Origin of the sequence: Mycobacteroides immunogenum (assembly GCF_001605725.1) — a bacterium.
GTDB lineage: Bacteria > Actinomycetota > Actinomycetes > Mycobacteriales > Mycobacteriaceae > Mycobacterium > Mycobacterium immunogenum.
This window is the reverse complement of sequence record NZ_CP011530.1, coordinates 2,913,980-2,939,581: the sequence shown is the minus strand read 5'-3', so window position 1 is coordinate 2,939,581 and position 25,602 is coordinate 2,913,980. Positions and strand designations below refer to the sequence as shown.

Genomic DNA, 25,602 nt, shown 5'->3' with positions numbered 1-25,602 from the left:
GTTCTGGCTCTTGTTGATCCGTACCCCGGCTAACGCGCTAGTGATCGGCTAGATGCAGGTAGTCGCGGATGGTGAAGGTGTCGTGGATATTCAATCGGCGCGCCGCCACGAGCCGGGACAGCGTGTGGGCCAGTGGTGATGGCAAATGCTGGAGGATTCGTGCACCGTGAACCAGAGCCAGAAGGCCCAGGCGGCTCTTGGGTACCAGGGTGCCGGATGCGGTAAGTGCCAGCTGCCGGCTGCGGTGCACGTAGTCACGCAGTGCTGCTTCGTATGCGAGGTAGGCGCGGGTGTGATCCCCTTCGGCTGCCGCGATTTCCCCGGCGAGCACGTATGCCCCGACTATGGCAATACTGGTACTTCCACCGACGGCCGGACCGGGGCAGTATCCCGCGTCGCCGACGAGCGTGATGCGGCCCTTGGACCAGGTGTCCATCCGCAGCTGTGTGATGGAGTCCATGTAGAAAGCGTCCGTGGCATCTACTTCCGCGAGCATCCGCGGTACCTCCCAACCGAAGTCCGCGTAGAGGTGTTTGAGGATCTGCTTCTGCCGGTCGACGTCGCGGTGGTGGTAGTCAAGCTGTTCTGGCGTGCGGAAGAGGAAGAACGCCCGGGCATCCTGAACTTGCTTGGCGCTGTATATGCCCGCCAACCGGTCGACGCGCGGGAACATCAGCGCGTGATCGTCGAGATCGAGATAGTTCGGTATGGACGCGACGGCGAGATACTCGCCGAGCCAATGCGAATAGCTCGACTCGGGACCGAATATCAGAGTACGGACGTTCGAATGCAGCCCGTCGGCACCGACGACAAGGTCGAACCGGCGATCGGCGGCCTTGTCGAAAGAGACGTGTACGCCGGTGGGTTCTTCGGTGAGTGCCGCGATGGAATCACCGAAGATGTACTCCGCGGTGGGTGAGCTCGCGTCGTAAAGGATTTCGCTGAGATCGTCCCGCATGATCTCGATGTGGCGTTGTGACACGGCGGAGGTGATCAGTGCCTCCGGCAGCTCGACCAGACCGCGATTGCCCTCGCGCTGAATGGAGATGATGTCGGTGCCGGCCTCGTGCGCTTCGATGCGGTCCAGGACGCCCATCTTCTCGACGATGTCCATCGCGGGCTTGAACAGGTCCACGGCGTGACCGCCCGACTTCCGCGGACTGGGTGAGCGCTCCACCACGGTGACGTCAAACCCATAGCGCGCCAGCCAAAAAGCCAGAGTGGGGCCTGCGACGCTCGCCCCGGAAACGAGAACCCGCATGGCGACTCCTTACTTAACGATAGGTAAGTACATCGAGCATACTGCTTACCTGCCGGAAAGTCAGGCGCTAATATCGGCGGATGGTCCCCGAGGCTGCGGTCGCACCGAACACCAGGGAGCGCATTCAAACCGTCGCTCGCGAGCTGTTTGCCGAACACGGGCTGCGCAACACCAGCCTGCAAGACATCGCGAGCCGCCTGAAGATCACCAAACCTGCTCTCTACTACCACTTCTCGTCACGTGACGAGCTGGTGCTGAGCATTGTCCAGCCGATGGTTGATGACCTACAAGCGTTCTTGACGGCGGGCAATGCGGGGGATACCCGGCAACTACTCGAGGGCTACTTCGATGTGTTGTGGGCTCATCGGGTTGTCATGGGCATCATCGTGCGAGATCTGGCCACGCTGGGGCAGCTCGAGCTGGGTGAATGGATGATCGAATGGCGCCGCAAGCTGATCGTTCTGCTAGCGGGCAGTAAACCTTCGGCAGCGCAGCTGATTCGGGCAACCGTCGCCCTTGGCGGATTGTCGGATTGCACCATCGAGTATGCGGACCGCTCGCAGCGGCAAGTGAAGAAGACGGCCGTGGATGCGGCCATCGCCGCACTGCGGAGCTGAGGCCGGCTACAGAGAACGGCCGCCGATCACCTTGGCGCTGATCCACCCCAGCTTCAACAGGCCGAGGTAAGTCGAGGGTTTGAATGCCAGCGGCCAGCTGGTGCGGCGCGGTCCGGTCGGGAGTGCTTCGCCATGCAACCGGGCGCTCAGCCAATCCATCGACATGGGTGCGGACATGGGGTGCAGCAGGATGTGCTCGTTGAGCAGATCCCGGTGATACTCCACATGGGCGCCACCACTGCGGTAAGTGCTGGCAAGTTCGTCGATGCATGACGTCGAGATGATCTCGTCATGCACGGCCTGAATGATGAGGACCGGGGGTGTGGGGACGGTCTTGCCGAGCTTGGTGCTGTCGAAGACGTGTTGCACCTCGGGTGTCTGCAACAGCTGCTCCAGTGGCTTGTCCACCAGGTCGTCCATGTCCTTGAAGGCCATCGCCATGATGGCCCGCAGGGTGGTCAACTCTTCGAGCCGGCCGAGGAACTTCTTGCCCTTGGCCGTGGCATGCTCGTCGATCACCCGTTCCAGGCCCGGATACACATGCGACAGCGCGGCCACGACAAGGCCGGGCAGTGCCGCGAACAGGCCACCGTTGAGGCGGCGGAAGGTGTGACCCAGATCGCCCACCGGAGAACCCAGCACCACGCCGGAAATCTCCAATTCGGGCGCGTAGTCGGCGCTGACCTCAGCCGCCCAGGCGCTGGCGAGGCCTCCGCCGGAGTAGCCCCACAGCCCGATGGGGGCCTGGCGCGAGAGCCCCAGCCTGTCGCAGTTGAGCGCCGCGCGTATGCCGTCGAGGGTCCGGTATCCCGGCTCCTCGGGTGCGCCCCAGATCCCGTCGGCGCCCTCGTGATCGGGAATGGAAACCGCCCAGCCCCGGGACAGCAGCGCGGCGATCAGCAGGAGCTCGAACTGCGCGAAGGAGCCGAACGCGTGCGCGCCGCGGCGCAGCGCATATGAGGGGAAACACCGGTCGGTGACGGCGTCGATGGCGCACTGGTACGACACGATCGGCATCGGCGTCGCCGGATCGGTCTGCTCGGGGGTAAGGATGGTGGTCACCGCGGCGTCCGCGGCCAGGTTCAGATCATTGCTGCGGTACAGCAGCTGGGTCGCGGTGAAGCGCTGAGGAATGAGGCCGAGGAAGGCCAATTCGACGTCGCGGCTGCGCAGCACGGTGCCGGGCGCGGCGTGCTCGAATCCGAGGGGTGGCAGATAGAACGAGTCATCGGTGGGCAGCTGCGGCGCGGTATTGCGTTCGATCTCCTGGTGGGGCGCTTCGCCGATCCACTTGATGTCGGCAGATATCGCCAGGTCGTGCGGTGCCATACCTGCGCTCCCTTCAAGGTCTCTGGCATTCATACCCTAAGAAGACTCTAAGAAGCTAGTCGAGTCAGCTGGGAGGGCGCAGCGCGGCAAATTCATCAGTGACGCGGTACCTGTCATCGGTGTATCGATACAGGGCGGCAGGGCGGCCGCCGCTGCGGCCCGATCGCGCGGTGGTTCCTGTGGGGGTCAGCACGCCGCGCCGAACCAGCACCCGCTGCAGATTGGTGGCGTCGACGGGGTATCCGAGCGTGGCGCAGTAAATATCGCGCAGCGTTGAAAGCGTGAATTCCTGTGGCGCCAAGGCAAATCCGATATTCGTATAGGACATCTTGGCGGCCAGGCGGGTGTGCGCGTGCACGACCATCACCTGATGGTCGAACGCCATCGCGGGCAGATCGCTCACGCGGTGCCACTGGGTGTCGGCGGGAAGTTCGGGGGTGGCAGGGAAGGGGACCAGCCCAAGAAACGTCGATGCGATGGTGCGGGGACCGGGTACGCGGTTCGGTTCAGAAAACACCGCCAGCTGTTCGAGGTGTGCCAGCTCACGAACGTCCACCTTCTCGGCGAGTTGGCGGCGGATGGAGGACGGCAGATCTTCATCGGTGCGCACCCGACCACCGGGAAGGGCCCATGCGCCACGATGTGGTTCGAGCGCGCGCTGCCACAGCAGCACCGCGAGCTCGGGGGCCTGACTGTCGCCAAAGTGACGTACTTGGAACACCACGGCTAACACTTCATGTTCGGTGCTAGTATGGACCATGTTTTCGATCATAAGTCGAAAACCTCGGTCATCCAAGCCTAGTCCGGCAAGAGATCGAGACCCGAGGCGCGAGGAGGCGGCCATGACCGCAGCTGACGTAGTACTTGACGGTGTGATCGATGGGCCCGGTGGATACACCGGAGTGGAGGGCGATGCTCGCTGGGCTGAACAGGTGCGCCAGCTAGCCAAGCAGCGCGGCGCCACACTGCTCGCGCATAACTACCAGCTTCCGGCGATTCAGGACGTGGCCGACCACGTCGGCGATTCTCTGGCGCTGTCCCGCATCGCCGCCGAAGCACCTGAAGACACCATCGTGTTCTGCGGCGTGCACTTCATGGCGGAAACGGCGAAGATCCTCAGCCCCGAGAAGACTGTGCTCATCCCGGACCAGCGCGCCGGATGCTCGCTGGCCGACTCCATCACCGCCGACGAGCTCCGGGACTGGAAGGCCGAGTTCCCCGACGCGGTCGTCGTGTCTTACGTCAACACCACGGCGGCCGTGAAGGCGCTCACCGACATCTGCTGCACGTCGTCCAACGCCGTGGATGTGGTCGCGTCGATCGATCCCGACCGCGAAGTGCTGTTCTGCCCGGATCAGTTCCTCGGTGCACACGTGAAGCGGGTGACCGGGCGGGAGAATTTGCAGATCTGGGCGGGAGAGTGCCATGTGCACGCCGGAATCAACGGTGACGAGCTCGCCGGCCAGGCGCGTTCGCACCCCGACGCCGAACTGTTCGTACACCCCGAATGTGGTTGCGCGACATCGGCCCTCTACCTCGCGGGCGAGGGGGCCGTACCTGACGACCGGGTGAAGATCCTCTCCACGGGGGGCATGCTTGACGCCGCTCGCGAAACCCGGGCGCGCGAGGTGCTGGTGGCCACCGAGGTGGGCATGCTGCACCAGTTGCGCAAGGCGGCGCCCGACGTGAATTTCCTGGCGGTGAACGACAGGGCCTCGTGCACGTACATGAAGATGATCACCCCGGCGGCGATGTTGCGGTGCCTCGTCGAGGGGCGCGACGAGGTTCACGTGGATCCCGAGACCGCACGACGGGCCCGGCGCAGCGTGCAACGGATGATCGAGATCGGGCAACCCGGCGGCGGAGAATGACGCCACCGGCGGGGACCACCTGGAGCGCTGATGCGGATGTGGTTGTCGTCGGTGCGGGTGTAGCCGGACTGGCGGCCGCGTTGGCGGCCCATCGGCGTGGCCGAAAAGTGCTGGTGCTCAGCAAAATCGGTGCGACTGCGACTCATTTCGCGCAGGGTGGCATCGCGGTGGTACTGCCGGACTCGGAAGATTCCGTCGAGGCGCATGTGCGGGACACGTTGGCCGCGGGAGCGGGTCTGTGCGATGCGGACGCGGTGCTGTCGATCGTCACGGACGGCTATCGGGCCGTGCGCGATCTGGTGGCAGACGGCGCACGGTTTGATGAGACCCGTTCTGGCAAATGGGCGTTGACGCGTGAGGGTGGGCACAGCGCGCGGCGAATCATTCATGCCGGTGGCGATGCGACGGGCGCCGAGGTGCAGCGGGCACTCGATCGTGCCGCGGCGACCTTGGATGTGCGGCGCAGCCATGTGGTGCACGACATCCTCGTCGGACCCGATGGGGTGGGCGGTGTCCTAGTCGCAAATGGCGATGGGCTCGGTGTGATTCATACCGGCGCCGTAGTGCTTGCCACCGGGGGTCTGGGACATCTGTACTCGGCCACCACCAATCCCGACGGTTCGACCGGAGACGGCGTTGCGCTGGCCTTGCGGGCGGGTGTGGCGGTGGCCGACATCGAGTTCATCCAGTTCCATCCGACCATGTTGCATACCCCGCACGCCAGTGGGTGCCGGCCACTCATCAGTGAGGCGGTGCGTGGAGAGGGCGCCGTTTTGGTTGACAAGCACGGTGATTCGGTGACCGCCGGGGTACATCCGTTGGGAGATCTGGCACCGCGCGATGTGGTGGCCGGGGCAATCGCCCGGCGTCTGCGCGAGACCGGAGATGAATGCGTCTACCTTGACGCTCGGGGCATCGCCGACTTCGCGGGCCGTTTTCCCACCATCACCGCGGCATGTGCCACGGCGGGTGTTGATCCGTCGGTGCAGCTGATACCGGTAGTGCCCGGTGCGCATTACAGCTGCGGCGGTGTCGCCACGGATACCAACGGGCAGACGGCGTTGACGGGCCTGTTCGCGGCGGGTGAAGTCGCACGTACCGGCATGCACGGTGCGAACCGGTTGGCCTCCAACAGTTTGTTAGAGGGTCTTGTGGTGGGTAGGCGTGCGGGCGAGGCTGCCGCGCAGATACACGGCCGGTCGGTTGTTGCCGGAGAGCCCGAGGGCGCGGCACCACGCCTGGACCGGCGGCGGCTTCAGTCGGCGATGACGCGATGGGCGTCGGTATCGCGGGATGCCGATGGGCTCGGCATGTTGGCTGCCGAATTGCGTTCGGCGACCGCATCGCCGGCCGCCGCCAACCGCATGACACCTCATGAGGTGGAGGATGCCGCACTGACCTTGACGGCGCAGGCGGTGGTCGCGGCCGCGACCGCGCGCACGGAATCGCGTGGATGCCACGCTCGCTCGGACTGGCCGGAGACAGATCCCCGGTTTGCCGCCACCATTCCGGTGCGCCGCGACGCCGAGGGATGCGACGTTGCGCTAGCGTCTGGGGTGCCATGCTGACCGGGACATTGACGGAAACCGAACTCGCCGAGGCACGTTCGGTGGTGGAGCGCGCCCTTGCCGAGGACTTACGGTACGGGCCGGACATCACCAGTCAGGCGACCGTGCCGGCGGATGCCGAATGCACCGCATCGATGGTGACGCGGTCCGGGGGAGTGATCGCCGGGGTCGACATTGCCCTCATCGTGCTCGACCAGGTTGTGGGGGCAGGTAATTACCGGGTGGAAAGTCGCCTGACCGACGGTGCCCGAGTCGGCACCGGCACATCCCTACTCACGGTCACCGCTCCCACCCGTGACCTGCTGACTGCCGAGCGCACCATGCTCAACCTGGTGTGCCATCTCTCCGGCATCGCCACCACCACTGCCGCCTGGGTAGACGCCGTCGATGGCACCAGCGCCCGGATTCGTGACACCCGCAAAACCCTTCCGGGGCTGCGGCTCCTGCAGAAGTACGCGGTGCGCGCCGGCGGCGGGGTCAATCATCGGCTCGGCCTCGGCGACGCGGCCCTGATCAAGGACAATCACGTAGTGGCCGCGGGCTCGGTGGTGGCCGCACTACGCGCGGTTCGTGCGGTGGCGCCGGACATCGAATGCGAGGTCGAGGTCGACTCGCTGGAACAGCTCGACGAAGTCATGGCCGAGGGCGCAGAGCTGGTACTGCTGGACAATTTCCCGGTCTGGCAGACCCAGGTCGCGGTGCAGCGCCGGGACGCTCAGGCGCCGCGGCTCAAGCTCGAGTCCTCTGGGGGACTGTCGCTGGAGACTGCGGCCGCGTACGCCAAGACCGGTGTCGATTACCTGGCGGTCGGGGCGTTGACCCACTCCGCCCGGGTGCTCGACATCGGTTTGGACATGTAACGCGCCACCTCGGCGCCCGGATTACTCCGCGATATCCGCGACGAAGACACCCGCCCGCTTGTTCACCTGGCGCGTAGACCGGGTCAGCGCGGGATCACCCTGGCCTTGCTCGACGATGCGCGGGTTGACCACGTGAATCTGCTTCCCGCCGAACAGCCGGATGTCGGCTCCGCCCGCGGCGATCACGTTCTTGGTCCAGTTGGTCTTGCCGTGGATGAGACCGATGGAGATGGCGTTGCCTTTGCGGAAGGCATTCACTGTGGTCTCGTACTTGACGCCAGAGGTGCGCCCGAAGTGCGTGACGGTGGCGAACGAAGGCAGAAAACGCGCGATGGGGGCCACCAGCGGGTTTATGTACTTGATCTGAGCTCGTTCAAGCCACTCGGGCAGGAGCATGGGAACGCCGGGCTGGTTATTTGCTGACATCGATATTCCGATCGTTTGTGTCGGTACGGGAGTCGTGCGCAAGAGTCTAGTTAGACATGCGTCACACACAACCGGTGACTGCGTGGTAAATGCTATTGAGCAGCTCTGGGACAATGGCTTATGTGAATGACGCCGCACCTGTTCTGCTTCGCCGTATCGACATGCGTGGTGCGAGCCTGTCACCCTCCCATCTGCGCTCTGCCCTGCCCAGGGGCGGCACGGACGTCGACGCGGTGTTACCGCGGGTGCGGCCCGTCGTCGAGGCGGTTCGCGAGCGGGGCGCGGAGGCAGCACTGGATTTCTGCGCCGAATTCGACGGTGTCCGGCCCGAGACCGTTCGGGTTCCGGTCGCCGAGCTGCGGCGCGCCCTGGCCGAGCTGGACCCCAAGGTGCGCGACGCGCTCGAGGTGGCAATCCTTCGTGCCCGGGCCGTACACGCCGACCAGCGTCGGCAGGACACGGTAACCACCGTGGCCGACGGCGCCACGGTGACCGAGCGGTGGGTGCCTGTCGAGCGCGTGGGTCTGTATGTGCCCGGTGGCAATGCCGTGTATCCGTCGAGTGTCGTGATGAACGTCGTTCCAGCCCAGACGGCGGGAGTGGGTTCGCTCGTCATCACCTCACCGCCCCAGGCCCAGTTCAGTGGTCTACCGCATCCGACCATTCTGGCGGCGGCGCAGTTGCTCGGTGTCGAGGAAGTCTGGGCGGTCGGCGGCGCGCAGGGCGTGGCGCTGCTGGCCCACGGTGGCACCGATACCGACGGAGGCGAGCTCGCGCCGGTCGACATGATCACCGGACCCGGCAACATCTATGTGACCGCAGCCAAGCGGCTGTGCCGGTCGCTGGTGGGTATCGATGCCGAGGCGGGGCCGACCGAGATCGCGATACTGGCCGATGAGACCGCCGATCCGGTACACGTGGCGGCGGATTTGATCAGTCAGGCCGAGCACGATGTGCTGGCGGCCAGTGTGTTGGTCACCACCAGCGTGGCGCTGGCGGACGCGGTGGTCACGGAGGCGGCCGCACAATTGCGGACGACGGTCCACGCCGAACGCGTCACCGCCGCGCTCACCGGTACCCAATCCGGGATCGTGCTCGTCGACAACATCGACGCGGGCATCAAAGTGGTGAACGCGTACGCGGCCGAGCACCTGGAGATTCAAACGGCCGAGCCGGTACCGGTGGCCGCACGGATACGCAGCGCCGGTGCGATCTTCCTAGGACCGTGGTCACCGGTGAGCCTGGGCGACTACTGCGCCGGCTCCAATCACGTGCTGCCCACCGCCGGGTGCGCGCGGCATTCCAGCGGGCTGTCCGTGCAGACCTTCCTGCGCGGAATCCACATCGTGGACTACACCGAGGCGGCTCTCAAAGAGGTTGCCGGGCATGTGATCACACTCGCCAACGCCGAGAACTTGCCCGCACACGGTGAAGCTGTTCGACGCAGGTTCGAGCGATCATGAGCGCTCCGATCGGCGGTTCGGCCCGCCTGGAGGACCTGCCGTTGCGTGACAGCCTGCGCGGTAAGAGTCCCTACGGCGCACCGCAATTGACGGTGCCGGTGCGGCTGAACACCAACGAGAACCCGCATGAGCCGTCGGCCGGACTGGTCGATGACGTCGCCGCATCCATCCGCGAGGTGGCCGCGGAGCTGCACCGCTATCCGGATCGCGACGCGACGGCTCTGCGCGCGGATCTGGCCGGGTATCTGACGGAGCAGACCAGTGTGCCGGTCGCGGTAGAGAATGTGTGGGCGGCAAACGGTTCCAACGAAGTGCTGCAGCAGCTGCTGCAGGCCTTCGGCGGGCCGGGGCGCACCGCGCTGGGGTTCACGCCTTCCTACTCGATGCACCCCATCATCTCGGACGGAACTCAAACCGAATGGCTGCAGGCGCGGCGCGCGGAGGATTTCGCACTGGATGTGGGCGCGGCGGTGGCGGCGGTGCGGGACCGTCAGCCCGATGTGGTCTTCGTGACGAGCCCCAACAACCCAACGGGGCAGTCGGTTCCGCTGGATGACCTGCGCCAGATCCTGGATGAGGCGCCGGGCGTAGTAATCCTCGACGAGGCCTACGGTGAGTTCTCGGCGGCGCCCAGTGGTATCACCCTGGTGGATGAGTATCCGGCAAAACTCATCGTGAGCCGCACCATGAGCAAGGCATTCGCTTTTGCGGGAGGCAGGCTCGGATATCTGGTGGCGGCACCGGCGGTGATCGACGCGCTGTTGCTGGTGCGGCTGCCGTACCACCTCTCGGTGCTGACCCAGGCTGCCGCACGCGCCGCGGTGAAGCACCGCACCGAGACCCTCGGCAGTGTCGCGACATTGGTCGCCGAGCGTATCCGGGTGTCTGAGGCGTTGTCAGCCAGCGGTTTCCGGGTGATACCCAGTGATGCCAACTTCGTCCTGTTCGGCCGGTTCGCGGATTCCGCGGCAAGTTGGCAGCGATATCTCGATGCGGGAGTTCTCATCCGGGATGTCGGCATTCCGGGCTATCTGCGCGTCACCGTCGGACTGGCGAGCGAGAATGATGTGTTCCTGAAAGTCAGCGACAGTCTGGCAGCGACCGACCTAGAAGTGGAGGCATCATGACTGTTCCAGCCCAGGCGCGCATAGCGCGCGTGGCACGGGCCACCCGTGAGTCGGACATCGTGGTGGAACTGAACCTGGATGGAACGGGACAGGTGCATATCGATACCGGCGTGCCGTTCTACGACCACATGTTGAACGCCTTGGGTACGCACGCCAGCTTTGATCTGAAGATCACGGCCAAGGGCGACACCGAGATCGAGGCGCACCACACGGTTGAAGACACTGCTATCACGCTGGGGCAGGCACTGGCAGAGGCACTGGGGGACAAGAAGGGAATCCGCAGGTTCGGCGATGCCTTCATCCCCATGGATGAGACCCTGGCCCACGCCGCGGTGGATGTGTCGGGCCGCCCCTATTGTGTGCACACTGGAGAGCCGGATCACCTGCTGCACACCACAATTGCCGGTTCATCGGTTCCGTACCACACCGTCATCAACGCGCATGTGTTCGAGTCGCTCGCGCTCAACGCGCGCATCGCGCTGCACGTACGCACGCTGTACGGCCGCGACCCGCACCACATCACCGAGGCCCAGTACAAGGCAGTGGCCCGCGCGCTGCGCCAGGCCGTCGAGCCTGACCCCCGGGTGACGGGTGTGCCGTCGACTAAGGGCAGCCTGTGACCGGTGCTGGACCGAAAGTCGTTGTCCTCGATTACGGCTCGGGCAACCTCAGGTCCGCGCAGCGCGCCCTGGAAAGGGTGGGCGCCGATGTCACGGTGACTGCCGACGCCAACGTCGCGCTCAACGCCGACGGACTGGTGGTGCCCGGTGTGGGCGCTTTCGCAGCGTGCATGGAGGGCTTGCGCGGCATCGATGGTGAACGCATCATCGACATCCGGCTATCCGGCGGGCGCCCGGTGCTGGGGATCTGTGTGGGAATGCAGATCTTGTTCAGCCACGGCATCGAGTTCGGCGTCGACACACAGGGCTGCGGCCAGTGGCCGGGCGTGGTCAGTCGCCTTGACGCGCCGGTGATTCCGCACATGGGGTGGAACACCGTGGACGCGGCAGCGGGTTCCGCACTGTTCGCCGGGCTGGACTCCGATACGCGTTTCTATTTTGTGCACTCCTACGCGGTGCAGAAATGGGAGCTGGAAACCCCGGCAGAGTCGCCCATCGCGCGGCCGCTGGTGACCTGGGCGACCCATCACGTGCCGTTTGTCGCGGCGGTGGAGAATGGGCCACTTGCGGCCACGCAATTCCATCCGGAAAAGAGTGGTGATGCGGGGGCCGTGTTGTTGAGCAATTGGGTGAAGGGAATCTCTTGAGTCTCGTTCTATTACCGGCCGTTGATGTGGCCGACGGTCAGGCCGTACGCCTCGTGCAAGGCAAGGCGGGCAGCGAAACCACCTACGGCTCACCGCGGGACGCGGCGCTGGCGTGGCAGAACGACGGCGCCGAGTGGGTACATCTGGTGGACCTGGATGCGGCGTTTGGGCGTGGCTCCAACCGCGAGTTGCTCGCCCAGGTTGTCGGCGAACTCGACGTCAAGGTGGAACTCTCCGGCGGCATCCGCGACGACGAGTCGTTGACCGCCGCGCTGGCCACCGGTTGCGCCCGGGTGAATCTGGGTACGGCCGCGCTCGAGGACCCCGAGTGGTGCGCTTCGGCGATCGCCCGGCACGGCGAGCGCGTGGCAGTGGGGCTGGATGTCGAAATTGTTGACGGCGCACACCGTTTACGCGGCCGTGGCTGGGTCAGTGACGGGGGTGACCTCTGGGAGGTGCTCGAACGTCTGCGTGCCCAAGGGTGTTCACGTTACGTGGTCACCGATGTGACCAAGGACGGCACCCTTACAGGGCCGAACCTGGAACTGCTGGCGCAGGTCGCTGGGGTGGCCAACGCTCCCGTGATCGCTTCGGGCGGGGTATCGAGCCTGGACGATCTGCGCGCCATTGCCGAGCTGACCGGAGCCGGCGTCGAAGGCGCGATTGTCGGAAAGGCCCTCTATGCGGGTCGGTTCACTCTGCCCGACGCAATAGCAGCCGTTTCCTGACGTGACTACCACCGCTGAACTGGAAACGCTGGTACGCGAGGCGGCCGTGATTCTGGATACGGCGGCCGAGCGTTTCGTGGCCGGACACGGGGCCGATGGCGTGGTTTTCAAGGGGGGGAAGGACTTTGCCACCGAAGAGGACCTCGCCATCGAGCGCATGGTGGTGCAGGCGCTTACCGAGCGCACCGGCATCGGAGTGCACGGTGAGGAATTCGGCGGCCCGGCAGTAGATTCCGGCCTCGTCTGGGTGGTCGACCCGATCGATGGCACCGTCAACTACGCCGCGGGTTCGCCGATGGCCGCGATCCTGCTGGGGTTGATGCGCGACGGGGAGCCGGTGGCCGGCCTGACCTGGTTGCCGTTCATGGGGGAGAAGTACACCGCTGTCACGGGTGGCCCTTTGTTCCGCAACGGTGTCGCTATGCCGCCACTGCCACCGGCCGATCTCTCGGACGTGGCGGTAGGCCTGGGCACTTTCAACGTTGATTGGAAGGGCAGGGTCCCCGGCCGTTACCGCCTCGCTGTGCTGGAGAAGCTGAGCCGGATCACCTCGCGCCTACGGATGCATGGCAGCACCGGTATCGATCTGGCGTTCACCGCAGGCGGGATACTCGGTGGGGCCGTGAGCTTCGGCGCGCATGTGTGGGATCACGCCGCCGGGATCGCCTTGGTGCAGGCCGCCGGGGGTCATGCGACCGATCTGAGCGGGGCCTCCTGGACGCCGGACTCTCCCTCTGTGCTGGTCGCTGCGCCCGGCGTGCATGAGCAGATTCTCGAAGTGCTTGCTGAAGTCGGAGATCCGGAGGACTACCGATGAGTGTCGCTACCCGTGTCATCGCCTGTCTGGACGTCGACGACGGCCGGGTGGTCAAGGGCGTGAATTTCGAAAACCTCCGGGATGCGGGCGACCCGGTCGAGTTGGCGGCCGCGTACGACGCCGAGGGCGTGGACGAGCTGACCTTCCTGGACGTCACCGCGTCGTCGTCCGGGCGCGCCACAATGTTGGACGTGGTCCGGCGTACCGCCGAGCAGGTGTTCATACCGCTGACGGTGGGTGGCGGCGTGCGATCGGTCGATGACGTCAATGTGTTGTTGCGGGCCGGTGCGGACAAAGTAGGTGTGAACACCGCGGCCATCGCACGCCCGGAACTGCTGGCCGAGTTGGCGCAGCGGTTCGGATCGCAGTGCATCGTGCTGAGTGTCGACGCCCGACGCGTCCGTGATGGCGATGTGCCCACCTCGTCCGGTTGGGAGGTGACCACTCATGGCGGACGCCGGGGCACCGGTATCGACGCGATCGAATGGACAAGTCGTGGAGCAGAATTAGGGGTAGGCGAGATCCTGCTCAATTCCATGGACGCCGACGGCACCAAGGCGGGATTCGACCTGGAGATGATCGCTGCGGCGCGCGCCGCGGTCGACGTCCCGGTGATCGCCAGCGGTGGAGCGGGTGCCATCGGCGACTTCGCGCCCGCGGTGCAGGCCGGTGCCGATGCGGTGTTGGCAGCAAGTGTCTTTCACTTCCGCGAGCTGACCATCGGCGAGGTGAAGGCCGCGATGGCAGCAGAAGGGATCACGGTGCGATGAGCGAACTGGCCCCAGATATCGCCGCCCGTCTGAAGCGCGATGGCGCTGGTCTGGTGACCGCGGTGGTGCAGGAACACGGCACGGGCACCGTCCTCATGGTGGCCTGGATGAATGATGAGGCCCTGGCGCTGACGCTGTCCACGCGGAAGGGCACCTATTTCTCGCGGTCCCGCCAGCGCCTGTGGGTCAAGGGTGAGACGTCGGGGCACACTCAGTACGTGCGTTCGGTGCGGCTGGATTGCGATGGCGACACGCTGGTCCTGGAAGTGGATCAGTCCGGACCCGCGTGCCACACCGGCGCGCACAGTTGCTTTGACGCCGGCGAACTCTTGGGCGAGGCGCCCTAACTACTTGCGGGCGCGCAGGAACTCCAGAGCCTTGTCCGCGTGTGCGTTCATATTGAGCTCGCTGGCAAAGACTTCCAGAATCGTCTTGTCCGTGTCGATGATGAACGTGGTCCGTTTGACCGGCGCGAGCTTGCCCAGCAGCCCGCGCTTGACGCCGAAGGCTGAGGAGATCTTGCCGCCGGTGTCCGAGAGCAGCGGGTAATCGAACTTGCGCTTGTCGGCGAAATCGGCCTGCTTCTCCACGGAATCGACACTGATACCCACCCGGGAAGCCCCAACTTCCTTGAATTCGCTTGCCAAATCACGGAAATGGCAGGCCTCGGCGGTGCAGCCGGGAGTATTGGCGGCCGGATAGAAGAACAGCACGACAGGTCCGTCGGCCAGCAGGGCGGACAGGCTGCGGGAAGTTCCGGTCTGATCCGGAAGCTCGAAGTCCGCGACGCGATCACCAGGTTTCATGAACCGCACGCTACCCGTGCCCGGTGACGGGCCGCCATACCATCGGTGGCGTGGACGTATATGACGCGGTGGCTTCCCGGCGTTCGGTCCGGGAGTTTCTTGATCGCCCGGTGAGTCCTGCCACGCTCACGAGGGTTCTGACGGCGGCCGCGCGGGCCCCATCCGGAGGGAATCTGCAGCCATGGCATGTGTATGTGCTGAGCGGCGCGCGTCTCGCGGAGCTCAAGGAGCGGATCGCCCGGCGCGTGATCGCCGGGGATCGCGGCGATGCGCTGGAGGTAGCGATGTACCCGCAACCGCTGGACAGCCCCTACCGGGAACGCCTGTACGACTTCGGACACCGGCGCTACGGCGCCCTTGGCATCGATCATGACGACCAGGACGCCCGGGCTGCTGTGCGAGCGGGCAACTGGGCTTGCTTCGGCGCCTCGACGGCGCTGTTCTGCTATCTCGACCGCGATATGCCGCCGCCTCAGTGGGGTGATGCTGGCATGTATCTACAAACCATCATGCTGTTGCTGCGTGCGGAGGGGCTGGACAGCTGCCCGCAAATCGCGTGGGCGGAGTATCACCGCACGGTCGCAGAAGTCATTGCGCCACCACCGCAGCGGGTCCTGTACTGCGGCATGTCGATTGGTTACAGGAATCCAGAAACGAAGGCCCCAGAGATGCCGCGGGCAGCGCTGTCGGAGACCGTCACATTTCTTTGACGTCGAGTGCCGCGCACAGCCTGTTTCCCAGAGCCGCGATGGTGCGCGTATCGCCGCGCACCCCCGGGGTCCACGGCAACCGCAATCCGTCCCTGGATTTGTCGGTGTACCGCGGGATCACGTGCAGATGGAAGTGGAACTCCGTCTGCCAGGCCTGCGCCCCACAGCAATTCAGCAGGTTCACCCCGTCGGCGCCGAGCTCGGCGACTGCCGCTTTGGCGATGCGCTGCGCCGCCAAAGCAACGGCGCTGAGGTCGTCCGGCGGTATCTCGAGCAGATCCGTGCTGTGCCGCTTCGGAACCACCAGCAGATGTCCGTCCGATCCGGGGTTGATGTCCATGAACGCGTACGTTTCGGCGTCCTCGGAGACCCGCACGCTGGGCACTACACCGGAGATGATCCCGCAAAACAAGCAGTCGTCGGCCATCGTCCCACGCTAGATGCGTTGGCCTTTCGAATGCATGTTCGATAGTATCGGCCGGTCTGGATGGCTTTGAGGTGATGAGGTGTGCGGTGCCATCGAAGAACATCACGGTGTACCTGCCCGGCGGTACGGTGTGGGCATTTCACTGGGAGGCGTACCGCCGAGCCAGATCAACTGGACTGCACCGTGGTTCCCCGATACGTCGCAGGCTTCGGGCGTGCGGGAATCAGCCGGGGCCACCAGAACAGCGGCCCCAGAAGGCGGGCGATCGCGGGGGTGATGAAGGAGCGCACAATCAGGGTGTCCAGCAGCAGGCCCAACCCGATGATGGAGCCCAGCTGGCCGACCGAGAGCAGGTCGCTGGAGAGCATGGCCATCATGGTCGTCGCGAACACGATGCCCGCGGTGGTCACCACCTTGCCGGAGTTGGCGACCGCCCGGATCAGGCCGGTGTTGAGCCCGGCCTTGCTTTCCTCCAGATAGCGCGAGATCAGCAGAAGGTTGTAGTCCGACCCCACGGCCACCAGGATGATGAACGTGATGGGCAGGTTCAACCAGCTCAGCGGTATGCCCAGGAAGTGTTGCCAGACCAGCACCGATAAGCCGAAGGCGCCAGAGTAAGAGAACGCCACTGTGCCGACGATGACGAGTGCCGCCACCACACTTCTGGTGATCACCAGCATCACGAGGAAGATCAGGGCGAATGCCGCGATCGCCGCGATCAGGAGATCGGTCTTGGTGGCATCCTGGATGTCCCAGTAGGTCGCTGCCGCACCGCCCAGGTAGACGCGCGATCCGGCCAGTGTGGTGCCCTTGAGCGCTTCCTTGGCCTTGGGCAGGTAGGCCTGCGCATGATCAATGCCCTCCTGGCTCAGCGCCTCGCCATCGTGATAGATCATGTAACGCGCGGATTTTCCGTCCGGCGACACAAAGTACTTCAAGTCGATCTGGAAGTACGGATTGTCGAAGGCATCGGGTGGCAGGTAGAAGAACTCATCGTTCTTCGAGCTGTCGAATGCGTATCCGAGATCCATCATCTGGCGGCCCAGTTCACTCATCTGGGTCAGCATCGGCCGCATGGTGCTCTGCTCGGTGAGCACCACCTTTCTCATGTTGTCCAGTTCGGCGGCGCTCTTGCCGATGACCTCGACCAGCTGCGGGGTGACGGCATCCTGGATCACCGCGGCCTTGAGGCTGTCGTCCACCGCATCGGTCATCGAATCGACCTGGTCGGTCATGTCGAACAGTGATCTCATGGCCCAGCACATCGGGATATCGGCGCAGTGCGGTTCCCAATAGAAGTAGTTGCGCAGCGGCCGGAACTGATCGTCAAAGTTGGCCAGGGTGTCCCGCATGTTCACGGTGACGTCTTTCAATTCCTGCGCGCCCTTCAGCGAGATATGCGCGGATCCGGCCTGCTGCCCGGTGAGGTCCTGCTGCTGGCGCATCAGCCCGGACATCCGGTCGGTGATATCGGCCATCTGGGTGAACCGGTCGGTGAGATCGGTAAGGAACGGCAGGATTTCGTTGATCTTTGTGCCCATCGTTCCCATCGTGTAGGTGAACGACGAGTGCTCCAGCGGCGTGCCCAACGGTCTGGTGACGCTTTGGATCATGGCGACGCCGGGGGTATGGAACACCTCGCGGGCCACCTTGTCCAGCGCGATCATGTCCGTCGAATTGCGCATGTCGTGGTCGGATTCGATCATGAGCATGTCGCTGTTGAGCTTGCTCACGGGGAAATGCCGATCCGCCGCCGCGTATCCCTGATTCGCCGGGACGTCGTCGGCGATGTAGATCCGGTCGTTGTAATTGGGCTTGTATGACGGAAGCGTGATCGATCCGATCATCACCACCACACTGCTCACCACCAGAATGCGCCCCGGCCATCGCACCGTGACAGTGCCGACCGTGCGCCATATGCCATGGCCTGCCTTGACTTTCGGTTCAAAAACCCCGAAGCGGCTGCCCAGGGCCAACATGGCGGGCCCGAAGGTGAGAGAGGCGGCGACAGCGACGAGCGTGGCCACCGCACAAGGCATGCCCATGGTGTTGAAGTAGTTGAGGCGGGTGAACTGCAGGCAGAATGTCGCGCCCGCGATGGCCAGGCCCGACCCCAGTATGACGTGCGAAACACCTTTAACCGCTGAGTAATACGCTGTTTCCCGGTCCTCACCAGCGTGACGCGCCTCTTGATACCTGCCGATCAAGAAGATTGCGTAGTCGGTGCCCGCGCCCAGAATCAGCGACACCAGGATGTTCGATGCGAACACCGAAATGCCGATGATCTTGTGGTAGGCAAGAAATGCGACGACGCCTCGCCCGCAAGACAATTCCACCATCACGATCAGCAGCGTCAGAAATGCCGTCGTAAATGACCGGTAGACGATGAGCAGCATCACCGTGATGATCACGATGGTCACGTACATCAACCGGATCATGCTCTGGTTACCCACCTGCAGCATGTCCGTGGACAGCGGGGCGGAGCCGGAAACGTAGACCTTGACCCCGTTGGGGGGCTGGACCTCGCCGACCAGTTCACGCACTGCGCGAATGGACTCGTCTGAGACCGTAGAGCCTTGATCGCCGGCGACGCGCACGAGCGTGTAGGCCGCCTGACCGTCGGAGCTCTGCACGCCTGCCGCGGTGGTTCCCTGGCCCCACAGATTCATCACGTATTGAACGTGCTTCTTGTCGTTTTCCAGCTTGCTTGCCAGCACGTCGTAGAACTTGTGGTCGGCATCGTTCAGTTTGTGATCACCCTCCAGGATGACCATGGCCAGGCTGTTGCTGTCGGACTCCTGGAACGATTCACCGATGTGAATGAGCGCCTTGGACGACGGCGCGTCGAGCGGGACCAGCGGCCCTTGATTCGCGTCGGTCACCGGTTCGAGCTGTGGCACCACCACATTGATCACCACGGTGAACGCAACCCACGCGAGCACCACAAGTATCGAGTACTTCCGAATCATCCTGGCGAACCGCGGTTTCTGTGCGGAATGTGCGCTCATGCCGACAGCACCTGGCACCAGACGCCCGCGTGCTCACCGGTGGCGGTGTGCTCGGAGCGGACCAAGCCGTCAACAGTGATGCGGCAACCCACATTTTGACCCGCGACTTGCGCAGTGATGTCACCGGTCGCCGTGGTCAGCACTGTGGTCTCAGTATGCGTCCACGGCAGGGAGGTGGGCTGGATCTCGACGGGTCTGTTGTTGGTATCCCAGTAGCTAACTCGTGCCCAACCGCCGTAGTCGCCGAACACTTCGTAGACGATGTTCTTGGGATTGAATTGGACTACCGCGAAATTGCCTCCGGGACTGTGCGTTCGGTCCTGTGAGCCGAAAATCCCGTGCGCGAACTTGATGGCGAGCCCCGCTGTGGTGACTACGACAATCGCCAACACGGGCAACCAGATCTTGTTGACCACACGACGGCTTCGGGAAATGCTCATGGCTGCACCTTTCGAGGGTCCAAGGTCCGCGGGACCCGCGGCATCCGGGCGATATCGGCTTGCTTCATCGCTTACCGAGCGGTGTGGAACTGGTTGTCACCGATGACGATGGATGAGCCCGACGCGCGGTTCGTATAGCTCGTTAAAGCTTTGCGAGAGCGGAAGTAGGGTTCACGCGTGACAGATACTATACAAGTTATGTATTGAGACAAGGATCTCTCCGGTGAGATCCTTGTCTCAGGGATTGGTACGCACATTCGGGGAATAAATTCCGACACACCGGCAGGCCGATGTTCCGAGCTGGCCGATGGCGGTGCCGGGGTTTCGATAGCCTGGGCCCGATCACGTTTACCTGGCACACCTGGAGCGAGAGGCACGATGGCCGTCCACGAGAGCTCGATCACCGCACGCGACTGGGCGCTGAACAGGCCTGAGCTCGACACGTCGGCAATGGAGGTGATCGGTGCGCTCAAGCGCACGACGGGAATGCTGGCCCGTCTACTCGAACCTCTCTTCGCGTCCTCCGCTATCGCAGAACCGGAACACGATGTTCTGGTGGTGCTGCGCCACCGCAAGGGGCCGGTGATCGCGCGCCACGTGGCCGAGGAGCTCGGCGTATCGCAAGCCTGGGTGAGCAGAATGCTCCGCAAGCTGGAAGAGCGTGGCTACGTGCGCCGGGAGGCGAACGCCAATGACAGGCGCGCCGCAATCATCACGATGACGGACAGCGGGCGCGAGGTTGTAGACGAACTGTTTCCCGAGCGGCTACGCATCGAAGCCGAAGCTCTGGCCGGGCTGGGGGACGAGCGGGCCTCGGTCGTCGCGGCGCTGGAGCGGCTGGTGGCGACCCTCAAGGAACACCAGGGGTAACTCCAGATACCCACGCGGCCGGTGGCATGGCCAAATCGCCTGGCGCCGGTCTGGGAGAATGGCCCCATGCATAGCACCGTCGGCGGCGCCGCCACCACGACCAGGGAGGAATTCAACGCCCTGGCGGCGGTGCACCGGGTTGTACCGGTGACTCGAAAGGTATTGGCGGACAGTGAGACTCCGTTGTCCGCGTATCGGAAACTGGGCGCGAACCGGCCGGGCACCTTCCTGCTCGAGTCGGCCGAGAACGGCCGTTCCTGGTCACGGTGGTCTTTCATCGGTGCGGGATCGCCGTCGGCGCTGACGGTGCGCGACGGTCATGCGGCATGGTTGGGCGCAACGCCGGAGGGCGCTCCCGTCGGTGGCGATCCGCTCGACGCGCTGCGCGCCACCATGGACCTGCTGGCCGGTGAGTCCCTCGCGGGCCTGCCACCCTTGTCCGGCGGCATGGTCGGATTTCTCGCCTACGACATCGTCCGGCGACTGGAGAAGCTTCCCGAACTCGCCACCGATGACCTCGGACTTCCGGATCTGTTGCTGCTGCTCGCGACCGATATGGCGGCGGTCGACCACCACGAGGGCACCATCACGCTCATCGCCAACGCCGTCAACTGGGACGACACCCCCGAGCGCGTCGCCGAGGCCTATGACGGCGCCGTCGCACGGCTCGATGTGATGACGGCGGCCCTGAGTCAACCGCTGCCTTCCACCGTCGCCCATTTCGACCGGCCGGCACCCACCTATCGCAGCCAGCGGACGGTGCAGGAGTACAGCGCCATCGTGGACAAGCTGGTCGGTGATATCGAAGCCGGCGAGGCCTTTCAGGTCGTGCCGAGCATGCGCTTCGAGATGGAGACCGATGTCGATCCGCTCGAGGTGTATCGAATCCTGCGCGTCACCAATCCCAGTCCTTATATGTACCTTCTGCACGCACCGGACTCGGCTGGCGGAACGGCTTTTTCTATCGTCGGATCCAGCCCGGAGGCGCTCGTCACCGTGAAGGACGGGGTGGCGACCACCCACCCGATCGCGGGCACACGCTGGCGCGGCGCCACCGACGAGGAAGACATCTTGCTCGCCAAGGATCTGCTGGCCGACGAAAAGGAGCTCTCCGAGCATCTGATGCTGGTGGATCTCGGCCGAAACGATCTCGGCCGGGTGTGCACCCCGGGCACCGTCAAGGTCAGCGATTACAGCCACATCGAGCGGTACAGCCACGTCATGCACCTGGTGTCGACGGTCTCCGGATCGCTCGCCGACGGCAAGACGGCACTGGATGCCATTACCGCGTGCTTCCCGGCGGGCACGCTGTCGGGGGCGCCGAAGGTGCGCGCCATGGAACTGATCGAAGAGGTCGAGCTCACTCGACGAGGTTTGTACGGCGGGGTGTTGGGGTATCTGGACTTCGCCGGCAATGCCGATTTCGCCATCGCGATCCGAACTGCCCTCTTCAAGGACGGCCGCGCTTACGTGCAGGCCGGCGGCGGTGTGGTCGCGGACTCGACAGGCGAATACGAGTACAACGAGGCGCGAAACAAGGCGACCGCGGTGCTCAATGCCATAGCCGCTGCCGAAACCCTCACTGGCGCCGCGGATGTCTGACCCCGCCCCGCCGAGTCCGGGGCGCAGGCAATTACTCGCGGGTGCCGGGCTGCTCGTGGTCGCGGCGGGTGGGCTGTGGGTGGCCTCGAAGTGCACCTGGGTCCGGTTGCATTCCTTCGACGGACTCGGTGAACCGAAAACACTGCTGGTTTCCGGTGCCCAGTGGTCCGCGGCGCTGGTGCCGCTGGCCGTCGCGTTGATGGCCGCGGCCATCGCCACCCTCGCGGTCCGCGGCTGGGCGCTGCGTGTCTTGGCCGTACTGGTGGCGGTCATCGGCGCCGCCGCGGCTTACCTCGGCATCAGTTTGTGGACGGTTCGCGATATGGGCCTGCGGGCCGCTGAGGTCAAGAATGTCGCGGTATCGACCCTCGTCGGAGCCGACCGGATCTCGGGCGGCGCCAGCATCGCACTGATCGCCGCCATTGTGTCGGTGCTGGCCGCCATCACGCTGCTGCGGGGCGCGCGGGGCGCATCGGCCTCCAAGTACCAGACCCCGGCGGCACGACGATCTGAGGCCGTGAATCCCGCCGACAAGAAGCAGAGCGAGCGGGTGATGTGGGACAGCCTCGATGACGGGCACGACCCGACCGTCGGTCCCGCCCAGCTGTAGCGCGGTTCGATGTGACCCGGTTTTCTTGTCCGGGCCCACAACGGCTACCCTTCTGTGAAGTTCGAGTGCGCAGGCGCGGGGGCGCCGCAAGAAGGGAATCGTCGAGGTCATGAGTTCGGGAACCGTACTCGATTCGATCCTCGATGGCGTGCGCGCCGATGTCGCGGCTCGCGAAGCCGTTGTCGATCTCGCCACCGTGAAAGCCGCAGCCAAGGCCGCGCCCAAGCCGCTCGATGTGATGGCCGCCCTGCGCGAGCCCGGTATCGCCGTCATCGCCGAGGTCAAGCGGGCCAGTCCGTCGCGTGGCGCGCTGGCAGATATCAGCGATCCCGCCGAACTTGCCAAGGCCTACGAGGACGGGGGAGCACGCATCATCAGCGTGCTGACCGAGGGGCGCCGGTTCAACGGAAGCCTCGAGGACCTGGACTCGGTACGTGCGGCGGTGTCTGTTCCCGTGCTGCGCAAGGACTTTGTGATCAGCCCGTATCAGATTCATGAGGCGCGCGCGCATGGCGCCGACCTGATCCTGTTGATCGTGGCGGCGCTCGAACAGACGGCGCTGGTGTCGCTGCTGGATCGCACCGAATCGCTGGGCATGACCGCGTTGGTGGAAGTGCATACCGAGGAAGAGGCGGACAGGGCCCTGTCCGCTGGCGCGTCGGTCATCGGCGTGAACGCACGCGATCTGAAAACTCTTGAGATCGATCGGGATTGCTTCTCGCGTATCGCCCCTGGACTGCCCAGTGGCATCATCCGTATCGCCGAGTCAGGCATTCGCGGTACGGCCGACCTGCTCGCCTATGCCGGAGCCGGCGCCGATGCCGTGCTGGTGGGTGAGGGCCTGGTCACCAGCGGCGATCCGCGTGGAGCCGTCGCCGATCTGGTGACCGCGGGCACGCATCCGTCCTGCCCCAAACCGGCTCGCTAGACGATGCCCGACAGCCTTCACGCCGGCGGCTCATCCAACATGAAGAACGCCGGCCTGCCGCAGATGAGCGCGGCGATCGCCGAGTCCACTCCGCACGACCCCGATATTCGTGGGCATTTCGGTCCATACGGTGGCCGCTATGTGGCCGAGGCCCTGATGGCCGTCATCGAGGAAGTGACCGCCGCATACGAGAAGATCCGATCTGACCAGTCGTTCCTCGCCGAGCTTGATCGTTTGCAGACGCACTATGTGGGACGCCCCTCTCCGCTGTACGAGGCCGACAGGCTGCGCGCCCACGCCGGCGGTGCGCGCATTCTGCTCAAGCGAGAAGACCTGAACCACACCGGTTCCCACAAGATCAACAATGTTCTGGGACAGGTTCTGCTGGCCAAGAAGATGGGCAAGACGCGCGTCATCGCGGAAACCGGCGCCGGACAGCACGGCGTGGCGACGGCCACCGCGTGCGCGTTACTCGGCTTGGAGTGCGTGATTTACATGGGCGCCGTCGACACCGCGCGGCAGGCGCTCAACGTCGCACGGATGCGGCTACTGGGTTCGACGGTGGTGTCGGTGGAATCGGGGTCCAAAACCCTCAAAGACGCCATCAATGACGCGATGCGCGATTGGGTGACCAATGCGCACAACACCTACTACTGCTTCGGTACCGCCGCGGGACCGCATCCCTTCCCGGTGATGGTCCGCGATTTCCAGCGCATCATCGGCATGGAGGCGCGGGCCCAGGTTCTCGATCAGGTGGGCAGATTGCCGGATGCGGTAGTGGCCTGCGTCGGCGGTGGCTCGAACGCGATCGGCATCTTCCACGCCTTCATCGACGATCCCGCGGTGCGACTGGTGGGATACGAGGCCGCGGGCGACGGAGTCGAAACCGGTAGGCACGCAGCTACATTCACCGGCGGCACCCCGGGCGCTTTCCAGGGCTCGTACTCCTACTTGTTGCAGGACGACGACGGTCAGACCATCGAATCCCATTCGATCTCAGCCGGTCTGGACTATCCGGGCGTAGGCCCCGAACACGCGTGGTTGCGGGAAACCGGACGTGCGGATTACCGCCCCGTCACCGACAGTGAGGCGATGGACGCGTTCCTGTTGCTCTCCCGCACCGAAGGCATCATTCCCGCGATCGAGTCGGCACATGCCGTCGCCGGCGCACTGCGACTCGGGAGCGAACTGGGTGAGGGTGCGGTCATCGTGGTGAATCTGTCGGGACGTGGCGACAAGGACGTCGAGACAGCCGCCAAGTGGTTTGACCTTTTCGACAAGGACAGCAGCCAGTCATGACACAACCCGGCCGTCTCACCGAGGTCTTCGACAAGTGCCGCGCCGAGGAACGCGCCGCGTTGATCGGTTACCTGCCCAACGGATACCCGGACCTGGATACCTCGATCGAACTCATGACCACCCTGGTGCGTGGTGGGTGCGACATCATCGAAGTCGGGATCGCCTACTCCGATCCGATGATGGACGGCCCGATGATCGCGGCCGCCGCGGAAACCGCGCTCAGCAACGGAGTGCGGGTAGCCGACGTGTTCACCACGGTCCGCGCGATCACCGAAGCGGGCGGTCACGCCGTGGTCATGTCGTACTGGAATCCGGTGCTGCGCTACGGCGTCGATGCTTTCGCGCGTGACCTGGCCGCCGCGGGCGGCCTTGGCATCATCACGCCCGATCTGATCCCGGACGAGGCCGAGGACTGGATGGCCGCGTCTGACGCTCATGATCTGGACCGCATCTTCCTGGTCGCGCCCTCTTCGACGCCCGAAAGGCTGGAGAAGACGATCGGTGCCTGCCGCGGATTCGTCTACGCGGCGTCCACCATGGGCGTGACCGGTGCGCGCGATGCGGTGTCCAATGCGGCACCGGCCCTGGTCCGCCGGGTCCGCGAGGTGTCCGACATCGCGGTGGGGGTGGGCCTTGGCGTGCGATCCGGCGCCCAAGCCGCAGAGATCGCGGCATACGCCGACGGCGTCATCGTCGGCTCGGCGCTGGTGGCGGCGGCCCCCGGCGGCCCCGCCGCCGTACGTACTCTGGCCGAAGAATTGGCCACTGGAGTCCGAAGGGCATGAGCTCAGGGAGGAC

The 25,602-nt window shown here is 64.8% G+C and carries 27 protein-coding genes; 19 read left to right on the top strand and 8 right to left on the bottom strand.

The features are described from left to right. Positions 1 to 37: 37 nt before the first annotated feature. Positions 38 to 1,261 (bottom strand): FAD-dependent monooxygenase, encoded by a 1,224-nt coding sequence (locus tag ABG82_RS14350; RefSeq protein WP_043075668.1) that lies wholly within the window; start codon positions 1,259 to 1,261, stop codon positions 38 to 40. A gap of 80 nt (positions 1,262 to 1,341) precedes the next feature. On the opposite strand from ABG82_RS14350, the gene ABG82_RS14345 reads away from it, so the two are divergent. Beyond that, the gene (locus ABG82_RS14345; RefSeq protein WP_043075669.1) at positions 1,342 to 1,878 is read left to right on the top strand and encodes a TetR/AcrR family transcriptional regulator; all 537 of its coding nucleotides are present in this window, start codon (positions 1,342 to 1,344) and stop codon (positions 1,876 to 1,878) included. Between the two features lie 6 nt (positions 1,879 to 1,884). On the opposite strand, the gene ABG82_RS14340 is transcribed toward ABG82_RS14345, so the two are convergent. Both ABG82_RS14340 and ABG82_RS14335 read right to left on the bottom strand, forming a co-directional pair. Beyond that, complete coding sequence (locus tag ABG82_RS14340; RefSeq protein WP_043075670.1) at positions 1,885 to 3,207, bottom strand: lipase family protein; 1,323 nt, start codon at positions 3,205 to 3,207, stop codon at positions 1,885 to 1,887. A 64-nt stretch (positions 3,208 to 3,271) separates the two neighbouring features. Next, the gene (locus ABG82_RS14335) at positions 3,272 to 3,967 is read right to left on the bottom strand and encodes an NUDIX hydrolase (RefSeq protein WP_043075809.1); all 696 of its coding nucleotides are present in this window, start codon (positions 3,965 to 3,967) and stop codon (positions 3,272 to 3,274) included. An 82-nt stretch (positions 3,968 to 4,049) separates the two neighbouring features. On the opposite strand from ABG82_RS14335, the gene nadA reads away from it, so the two are divergent. From nadA to nadC, 3 genes are read left to right on the top strand one after another with little or no spacing between them, the layout of a single operon-like run. Further along, the gene (gene nadA / locus ABG82_RS14330) at positions 4,050 to 5,078 is read left to right on the top strand and encodes a quinolinate synthase NadA (RefSeq protein WP_043075671.1); all 1,029 of its coding nucleotides are present in this window, start codon (positions 4,050 to 4,052) and stop codon (positions 5,076 to 5,078) included. Further along, the gene (locus tag ABG82_RS14325; protein WP_043075672.1) at positions 5,075 to 6,646 is read left to right on the top strand and encodes an L-aspartate oxidase; all 1,572 of its coding nucleotides are present in this window, start codon (positions 5,075 to 5,077) and stop codon (positions 6,644 to 6,646) included. The genes nadA and ABG82_RS14325 overlap by 4 nt, the downstream gene beginning before the upstream one ends. Next, a complete protein-coding gene (nadC, locus tag ABG82_RS14320) occupies positions 6,640 to 7,506 on the top strand; it encodes a carboxylating nicotinate-nucleotide diphosphorylase (RefSeq protein WP_043075673.1) in 867 nt (288 codons plus the stop codon). The genes ABG82_RS14325 and nadC overlap by 7 nt, the downstream gene beginning before the upstream one ends. A gap of 21 nt (positions 7,507 to 7,527) precedes the next feature. On the opposite strand, the gene ABG82_RS14315 is transcribed toward nadC, so the two are convergent. Beyond that, positions 7,528 to 7,902 carry a nitroreductase family deazaflavin-dependent oxidoreductase gene (locus ABG82_RS14315; protein WP_043075674.1) on the bottom strand — a complete coding sequence of 125 codons (375 nt, stop codon included), beginning with the start codon at positions 7,900 to 7,902 and terminating at the stop codon, positions 7,528 to 7,530. Positions 7,903 to 8,045: 143 nt separating this feature from the next. On the opposite strand from ABG82_RS14315, the gene hisD reads away from it, so the two are divergent. From hisD to hisI, 8 genes are read left to right on the top strand one after another with little or no spacing between them, the layout of a single operon-like run. After that, a complete protein-coding gene (gene hisD / locus ABG82_RS14310; RefSeq protein ID WP_043075675.1) occupies positions 8,046 to 9,395 on the top strand; it encodes a histidinol dehydrogenase in 1,350 nt (449 codons plus the stop codon). After that, positions 9,392 to 10,522, top strand: coding sequence for a histidinol-phosphate transaminase (locus ABG82_RS14305; protein ID WP_043075676.1), 1,131 nt, complete (start codon positions 9,392 to 9,394; stop codon positions 10,520 to 10,522). Before hisD ends, ABG82_RS14305 begins: the two co-directional genes overlap by 4 nt. After that, entirely contained in the window at positions 10,519 to 11,142 is a 624-nt protein-coding gene (hisB, locus tag ABG82_RS14300; protein ID WP_043075677.1) for an imidazoleglycerol-phosphate dehydratase HisB, read from the top strand. Before ABG82_RS14305 ends, hisB begins: the two co-directional genes overlap by 4 nt. Further along, entirely contained in the window at positions 11,139 to 11,789 is a 651-nt protein-coding gene (gene hisH / locus ABG82_RS14295; RefSeq protein ID WP_043075678.1) for an imidazole glycerol phosphate synthase subunit HisH, read from the top strand. The genes hisB and hisH overlap by 4 nt, the downstream gene beginning before the upstream one ends. After that, positions 11,786 to 12,517 carry a bifunctional 1-(5-phosphoribosyl)-5-((5-phosphoribosylamino)methylideneamino)imidazole-4-carboxamide isomerase/phosphoribosylanthranilate isomerase PriA gene (gene priA / locus ABG82_RS14290; protein ID WP_043075679.1) on the top strand — a complete coding sequence of 244 codons (732 nt, stop codon included), beginning with the start codon at positions 11,786 to 11,788 and terminating at the stop codon, positions 12,515 to 12,517. The genes hisH and priA overlap by 4 nt, the downstream gene beginning before the upstream one ends. A gap of 1 nt (position 12,518) precedes the next feature. Further along, entirely contained in the window at positions 12,519 to 13,334 is an 816-nt protein-coding gene (locus ABG82_RS14285; protein ID WP_043075680.1) for an inositol monophosphatase family protein, read from the top strand. Further along, positions 13,331 to 14,104, top strand: a complete 774-nt coding sequence (gene hisF, locus ABG82_RS14280; RefSeq protein WP_043075681.1) for an imidazole glycerol phosphate synthase subunit HisF — start codon at positions 13,331 to 13,333, stop codon at positions 14,102 to 14,104. Before ABG82_RS14285 ends, hisF begins: the two co-directional genes overlap by 4 nt. Further along, positions 14,101 to 14,451: a phosphoribosyl-AMP cyclohydrolase gene (gene hisI, locus ABG82_RS14275; RefSeq protein WP_005111201.1), complete on the top strand. Its 351-nt coding sequence runs from the start codon at positions 14,101 to 14,103 to the stop codon at positions 14,449 to 14,451. Before hisF ends, hisI begins: the two co-directional genes overlap by 4 nt. On the opposite strand, the gene ABG82_RS14270 is transcribed toward hisI, so the two are convergent. Then, entirely contained in the window at positions 14,452 to 14,910 is a 459-nt protein-coding gene (locus ABG82_RS14270) for a peroxiredoxin (RefSeq protein WP_005111199.1), read from the bottom strand. Positions 14,911 to 14,960: 50 nt separating this feature from the next. Between ABG82_RS14270 and ABG82_RS14265 the strand changes: the two genes are divergently transcribed. After that, complete coding sequence (locus tag ABG82_RS14265; RefSeq protein ID WP_043075682.1) at positions 14,961 to 15,620, top strand: nitroreductase; 660 nt, start codon at positions 14,961 to 14,963, stop codon at positions 15,618 to 15,620. On the opposite strand, the gene ABG82_RS14260 is transcribed toward ABG82_RS14265, so the two are convergent. The 3 genes from ABG82_RS14260 to ABG82_RS14250 all read right to left on the bottom strand — a co-directional run bounded on the left by ABG82_RS14260 (position 15,607) and on the right by ABG82_RS14250 (position 19,495). Beyond that, on the bottom strand, positions 15,607 to 16,047 hold the full coding sequence (locus ABG82_RS14260) for an HIT family protein (RefSeq protein ID WP_043075683.1): 441 nt from the start codon (positions 16,045 to 16,047) through the stop codon (positions 15,607 to 15,609). The two genes, ABG82_RS14265 and ABG82_RS14260, sit on opposite strands and share 14 nt — an antisense overlap. Positions 16,048 to 16,214: 167 nt before the next feature. Next, a complete protein-coding gene (locus ABG82_RS14255; protein ID WP_043075684.1) occupies positions 16,215 to 19,055 on the bottom strand; it encodes an MMPL/RND family transporter in 2,841 nt (946 codons plus the stop codon). After that, the gene (locus ABG82_RS14250; RefSeq protein WP_043075685.1) at positions 19,052 to 19,495 is read right to left on the bottom strand and encodes an MmpS family transport accessory protein; all 444 of its coding nucleotides are present in this window, start codon (positions 19,493 to 19,495) and stop codon (positions 19,052 to 19,054) included. Before ABG82_RS14250 ends, ABG82_RS14255 begins: the two co-directional genes overlap by 4 nt. Positions 19,496 to 19,873: 378 nt before the next feature. On the opposite strand from ABG82_RS14250, the gene ABG82_RS14245 reads away from it, so the two are divergent. The 6 genes from ABG82_RS14245 to trpA all read left to right on the top strand — a co-directional run bounded on the left by ABG82_RS14245 (position 19,874) and on the right by trpA (position 25,589). Beyond that, positions 19,874 to 20,365 carry a MarR family winged helix-turn-helix transcriptional regulator gene (locus ABG82_RS14245; RefSeq protein ID WP_043075686.1) on the top strand — a complete coding sequence of 164 codons (492 nt, stop codon included), beginning with the start codon at positions 19,874 to 19,876 and terminating at the stop codon, positions 20,363 to 20,365. Between the two features lie 66 nt (positions 20,366 to 20,431). Beyond that, the gene (locus ABG82_RS14240) at positions 20,432 to 21,967 is read left to right on the top strand and encodes an anthranilate synthase component I (RefSeq protein ID WP_043075687.1); all 1,536 of its coding nucleotides are present in this window, start codon (positions 20,432 to 20,434) and stop codon (positions 21,965 to 21,967) included. Then, positions 21,960 to 22,577 carry a TIGR02234 family membrane protein gene (locus tag ABG82_RS14235; RefSeq protein WP_043075688.1) on the top strand — a complete coding sequence of 206 codons (618 nt, stop codon included), beginning with the start codon at positions 21,960 to 21,962 and terminating at the stop codon, positions 22,575 to 22,577. The genes ABG82_RS14240 and ABG82_RS14235 overlap by 8 nt, the downstream gene beginning before the upstream one ends. 109 nt (positions 22,578 to 22,686) lie before the next feature. Then, positions 22,687 to 23,505 carry an indole-3-glycerol phosphate synthase TrpC gene (gene trpC, locus ABG82_RS14230; RefSeq protein WP_043075689.1) on the top strand — a complete coding sequence of 273 codons (819 nt, stop codon included), beginning with the start codon at positions 22,687 to 22,689 and terminating at the stop codon, positions 23,503 to 23,505. A 39-nt stretch (positions 23,506 to 23,544) separates the two neighbouring features. Then, on the top strand, positions 23,545 to 24,804 hold the full coding sequence (gene trpB / locus ABG82_RS14225) for a tryptophan synthase subunit beta (RefSeq protein ID WP_043075810.1): 1,260 nt from the start codon (positions 23,545 to 23,547) through the stop codon (positions 24,802 to 24,804). Continuing rightward, the gene (gene trpA / locus ABG82_RS14220) at positions 24,801 to 25,589 is read left to right on the top strand and encodes a tryptophan synthase subunit alpha (RefSeq protein ID WP_043075690.1); all 789 of its coding nucleotides are present in this window, start codon (positions 24,801 to 24,803) and stop codon (positions 25,587 to 25,589) included. The genes trpB and trpA overlap by 4 nt, the downstream gene beginning before the upstream one ends. Positions 25,590 to 25,602 lie beyond the last annotated feature (13 nt).

Excerpts from the sequence above, each read along its gene's own strand:
- ABG82_RS14350 (WP_043075668.1), bottom strand. The coding sequence starts at position 1,261 with ATGCGGGTTCTCGTTTCCGGGGCGAGCGTCGCAGGCCCCACTCTGGCT.
- ABG82_RS14345 (WP_043075669.1), top strand. The coding sequence starts at position 1,342 with ATGGTCCCCGAGGCTGCGGTCGCACCGAACACCAGGGAGCGCATTCAA.
- ABG82_RS14340 (WP_043075670.1), bottom strand. The coding sequence starts at position 3,207 with ATGGCACCGCACGACCTGGCGATATCTGCCGACATCAAGTGGATCGGC.
- ABG82_RS14335 (WP_043075809.1), bottom strand. The coding sequence starts at position 3,967 with ATGGTCCATACTAGCACCGAACATGAAGTGTTAGCCGTGGTGTTCCAA.
- nadA (WP_043075671.1), top strand. The coding sequence starts at position 4,050 with ATGACCGCAGCTGACGTAGTACTTGACGGTGTGATCGATGGGCCCGGT.
- ABG82_RS14325 (WP_043075672.1), top strand. The coding sequence starts at position 5,075 with ATGACGCCACCGGCGGGGACCACCTGGAGCGCTGATGCGGATGTGGTT.
- nadC (WP_043075673.1), top strand. The coding sequence starts at position 6,640 with ATGCTGACCGGGACATTGACGGAAACCGAACTCGCCGAGGCACGTTCG.
- ABG82_RS14315 (WP_043075674.1), bottom strand. The coding sequence starts at position 7,902 with ATGCTCCTGCCCGAGTGGCTTGAACGAGCTCAGATCAAGTACATAAAC.
- hisD (WP_043075675.1), top strand. The coding sequence starts at position 8,046 with ATGGCTTATGTGAATGACGCCGCACCTGTTCTGCTTCGCCGTATCGAC.
- ABG82_RS14305 (WP_043075676.1), top strand. The coding sequence starts at position 9,392 with ATGAGCGCTCCGATCGGCGGTTCGGCCCGCCTGGAGGACCTGCCGTTG.
- hisB (WP_043075677.1), top strand. The coding sequence starts at position 10,519 with ATGACTGTTCCAGCCCAGGCGCGCATAGCGCGCGTGGCACGGGCCACC.
- hisF (WP_043075681.1), top strand. The coding sequence starts at position 13,331 with ATGAGTGTCGCTACCCGTGTCATCGCCTGTCTGGACGTCGACGACGGC.
- hisI (WP_005111201.1), top strand. The coding sequence starts at position 14,101 with ATGAGCGAACTGGCCCCAGATATCGCCGCCCGTCTGAAGCGCGATGGC.
- ABG82_RS14270 (WP_005111199.1), bottom strand. The coding sequence starts at position 14,910 with ATGAAACCTGGTGATCGCGTCGCGGACTTCGAGCTTCCGGATCAGACC.
- ABG82_RS14260 (WP_043075683.1), bottom strand. The coding sequence starts at position 16,047 with ATGGCCGACGACTGCTTGTTTTGCGGGATCATCTCCGGTGTAGTGCCC.
- ABG82_RS14255 (WP_043075684.1), bottom strand. The coding sequence starts at position 19,055 with ATGAGCGCACATTCCGCACAGAAACCGCGGTTCGCCAGGATGATTCGG.
- ABG82_RS14250 (WP_043075685.1), bottom strand. The coding sequence starts at position 19,495 with ATGAGCATTTCCCGAAGCCGTCGTGTGGTCAACAAGATCTGGTTGCCC.
- ABG82_RS14245 (WP_043075686.1), top strand. The coding sequence starts at position 19,874 with ATGGCCGTCCACGAGAGCTCGATCACCGCACGCGACTGGGCGCTGAAC.
- ABG82_RS14240 (WP_043075687.1), top strand. The coding sequence starts at position 20,432 with ATGCATAGCACCGTCGGCGGCGCCGCCACCACGACCAGGGAGGAATTC.
- ABG82_RS14235 (WP_043075688.1), top strand. The coding sequence starts at position 21,960 with ATGTCTGACCCCGCCCCGCCGAGTCCGGGGCGCAGGCAATTACTCGCG.
- trpC (WP_043075689.1), top strand. The coding sequence starts at position 22,687 with ATGAGTTCGGGAACCGTACTCGATTCGATCCTCGATGGCGTGCGCGCC.
- trpB (WP_043075810.1), top strand. The coding sequence starts at position 23,545 with ATGAAGAACGCCGGCCTGCCGCAGATGAGCGCGGCGATCGCCGAGTCC.
- trpA (WP_043075690.1), top strand. The coding sequence starts at position 24,801 with ATGACACAACCCGGCCGTCTCACCGAGGTCTTCGACAAGTGCCGCGCC.